4 protein-coding genes and 1 pseudogene are annotated in these 3,316 nt (G+C 68.0%); 1 reads left to right on the top strand and 4 read right to left on the bottom strand.

Going from position 1 to position 3,316, the window contains the following annotated elements; genetic code table 11:
- From V6M42_RS07790 to V6M42_RS07780, 3 genes are all read right to left on the bottom strand, one after another.
- Positions 1–243, bottom strand: a 243-nt coding sequence (locus V6M42_RS07790; RefSeq protein WP_442880939.1) for a hypothetical protein, incomplete at its 3' end; no start/stop codon positions are given.
- Positions 244–326: 83 nt separating this feature from the next.
- Positions 327–1,103, bottom strand: a complete 777-nt coding sequence (locus V6M42_RS07785; protein ID WP_332659693.1) for an ABC transporter permease — start codon at positions 1,101–1,103, stop codon at positions 327–329.
- Entirely contained in the window at positions 1,100–2,041 is a 942-nt protein-coding gene (locus V6M42_RS07780) for an ABC transporter ATP-binding protein (RefSeq protein WP_332678085.1), read from the bottom strand. The genes V6M42_RS07785 and V6M42_RS07780 overlap by 4 nt, the downstream gene beginning before the upstream one ends.
- A 101-nt stretch (positions 2,042–2,142) precedes the next feature.
- Here V6M42_RS07780 and V6M42_RS07775 point away from each other — a divergent pair, with 101 nt between their 5' ends.
- Positions 2,143–3,042, top strand: coding sequence for a DUF1206 domain-containing protein (locus V6M42_RS07775; protein ID WP_332659691.1), 900 nt, complete (start codon positions 2,143–2,145; stop codon positions 3,040–3,042).
- Between the two features lie 69 nt (positions 3,043–3,111).
- Here V6M42_RS07775 and V6M42_RS07770 read toward each other — a convergent pair.
- Positions 3,112–3,316 (bottom strand): annotated as a pseudogene (locus V6M42_RS07770) (hypothetical protein); the annotation flags it as partial.

Genomic DNA, 3,316 nt, shown 5'->3' with positions numbered 1-3,316 from the left:
TTGCGCGGGCGTCGGCGCGGCCGGTTGCGGCGCGGCCCGGGGGGCGGCGCGCGGGATCATCGATCCGCTGAAGATGCCGGCCGAGGGGTTCGGCGCGCGCGGCGGCTCGGGCAGGGGCGGCAGGCTGTCGCCCTTCGGCAGCGGCCCGGCGCGGAACACGGTCGCCGGCGGGCGGCCCCAGACCACGGGACGGCGGAACGGCTCGGGCGTTCCATTCAGGGGCTTGTCGGACTCGGTGGACATTCAGGCTCCCGCGCCGGGGGCGCGCATCTTCAACGCTTACGGCGGTCAGGGTGTCCGCCGAAATGGCCCGTTTCGTGACGGGTCTAGTTCTTCAGACGATAGCCGGTCCTGAACATCCAGCCCACGACGGCGAGGCAGATGAACAGGAAGCCCAGCGTCGCCGCCAGGCTGACCCCGATGCCGACGTCGCCCGAGCCGTAGAAGGTCCAGCGGAAGCCCGAGATCAGATAGACCACCGGATTGAACAGGGTGATGGTCCGCCACATCGGCGGCAGCATGTCGATCGAATAGAAGGAGCCGCCGAGGAAGGTCAGCGGCGTGACCACCAGCATCGGGATCATCTGCAGCTGTTCGAAGCCGTTGGCCCAGATGCCGATGATGAAGCCGAACAGGCTGAAGGTGGTCGAGATCAGGATCAGGAAGGCCAGCATCTCGATCGGATGCAGGATCTGCAGCGGCACGAAGAAGGCCGCCGTGGCCAGGATGATCAGGCCCAGCACCGCGGACTTGGTCGCCGCGGCCCCGACATAGGCGATGACGATCTCGAGCGGCGACACGGGCGCCGACAGCAGCTCGTAGATGGTGCCGGTGAATTTGGGGAAGTAGATGCCGAAGGAGGCGTTGAAGATCGACTGGGTGAACAGGCTCAGCATGATCAGGCCGGGCACGATGAAGGCGCCGTAGGGGACGCCGTCGATCTCGGTCATCCGGCTGCCGATGGCCGAGCCGAAGACGACGAAATACAGGGCGGTGGTGATCACCGGGGTGACGACCGACTGCCAGATGGTGCGGATGGCCCGCGCCATTTCGAATTTGTAGATGGCCCAGACGCCGTGGCCGTTGAAGGTCAGGCTGCTCATGCGGCGGCTCCCGTCTTGTCGCGATGCACGAGGCTGACGAAGATGTCCTCCAGCGAGCTCTGGCTGGTGTGCAGGTCCTTGAAGGCGATGCCGAGGTCCGACAGTTTGCGCAGCAGGGAGGGCACGCCGGTCTTCTCGAGGTTGGAATCGAAGACGTATTCCAGCTCGTTCCCGTCGGCCTTCAGCGTCGGCGACCATTCGGCCAGCTCGGGCGGTACGGCGGCCAGCGGCTCCTGCAGGTTCAGGGTCAGGGTCTTCTTGCCCAGCTTCTTCATCAGGGCCGAGGTTTCCTCGACGAGGATCAGTTCGCCCTTGAGGATGACGCCCACGCGGTCGGCCATCTCCTCGGCCTCCTCGATATAGTGGGTGGTCAGGATGATGGTGACGCCCCGCTCGCGCAGGCCCCGCACCAGATTCCACATATCGCGGCGCAGCTCGACGTCGACGCCCGCCGTCGGCTCGTCGAGGAACAGGATGTCGGGCTCGTGGCTCAGGGCCTTGGCGATCATGACGCGGCGCTTCATGCCGCCGGACAGGGTCATGATCTTGTCGTTGCGCTTCTCCCACAGGCTGAGGTCGCGCAGCACCCGTTCGATAAAGCCGGGGTTCGGCGCCTTGCCGAACAGGCCCCGGCTGAAGGAGACGGTGGCCAGCACGGTCTCGAAGGCGTCGGTGGTCAGCTCCTGCGGCACCAGGCCGATCTTCGAGCGCGCGGCGCGGTAGTCGGTCTGGATGTCGTGCCCGTCGGCGACGATGATCCCCGTAGTCGGGGTGACGATGCCGCAGACGACCGAGATCAGGGTCGTCTTGCCGGCGCCGTTGGGGCCCAGCAGGGCGAAGATCTCGCCCTTGTTGATCGTCAGGTCGATGGGTTTGAGGGCCTGCAGCCCGGACTTGTAGGTCTTGGTCAGACCCTGGATCGAGATAACCGGTTGCATGCACGCCCTCCGTCGCGCCCGCAGATATGCGTCCGACGGTCGCACCTCAAGGCCGGTCGTGACCAGCGGAGCCATATTCCCCGCCGCGAGTTACCGTCGCCGTGCCCAGTCCCCTGACCTCTCTCCGATCCCGTCTGGCGCGCGCCGGCGACTACGGCCGGAAGAAATCCCCCCTGCTGCGCCGCGTGCCGCCGATGAAGGATCTCATCGAGCTGGCCGCCCGCATCGGCTATGGCGCGCGCGGTTTCGTCTATCTCTCGGTCGGGCTGCTGACGCTGCTGGCCAGCATCGATCTGATCGGAGACGCGGTCGGGACCAAGGGCGCCATCGCCTGGATGGCGCTGCGTCCGTTGGGGCGTCTGTGGCTGCTGCTGGTCGGTTTGGGTCTGACGGCCTTCGTGATGTGGCGGACCCTGCAGGCGGTGTTTGACGCCGATCACGAGGGGACGAGCCGCCACGGGCTCATGACCCGGATGAGCCAGGCCTTCAGCGGGCTGAGCTACGCCTTTCTGGCCTTCAGCGCCTTCGCCCTGCTGCTGCACACGCCCGAGGACCCCGCCGCCGCCGATCTGGCCCGGAGCCAGGAACAGGCGGAAACCGTCCTGGCCCTCCCATGGGGCAATTGGCTGCTCGCGGGCGCCGGACTGGTGCTGCTGGGGATCGGCGTCGCCAATGTCAGCCGGGCGTGGCGCGAGGATTTCACCGAATATCTGGCCTGTTCGGAAAAGACCTGCCGTCGCGTCGCCCCGCTGGCCCGCGCCGGCGTCGTCGCCCGCGGGCTGGCCTATGTGCCGCTGGCGTTCCTCATCGTGCTGGCGGGGCTGCGGTCCAGCGCTTCGGACGTGACCACCTTCGGCTCGGCGCTGGATGTGGTGGAACGTCAGCCCGGAGGGCCGTGGATTCTGGGTCTGGCGTCTCTCGGCTTCATCGCCTTTGGAGCCTTTTCCTTCATCGAGGCGCGGTTCCGCCGCATCCGTCCCCCGCGGGACCTGTCGCTCTGAGCCGTGTCGGCGGACGAAAAAAGCCCCGGCGGAGCGATCCGCCGGGGCTTTCCAATCCTGGCCGCTCGATCAGTCGAGCGGTTCGACCACGATGACGGGGGCCGGAGGCGTAGGCTCCGGAGCCGGCGTGACCGTGACCACGGGGGCCGGCGGGGTCGGCGCGGCGTTCAGGGTCGCGGTCGACGACGCTGTCGGGGTCGGGGCGGTCGTGCGGGCGGCCGGGGCGGGCGCCGGGGTCGGCGCGGCGCGACGGACGGGCGCCGGAGCGGCGGCG

This window comes from Brevundimonas sp., from assembly GCF_036677305.1.
Taxonomy (GTDB): Bacteria; Pseudomonadota; Alphaproteobacteria; order Caulobacterales; family Caulobacteraceae; genus Brevundimonas.
This window is presented reverse-complemented; position numbering and strand designations above follow the sequence as displayed.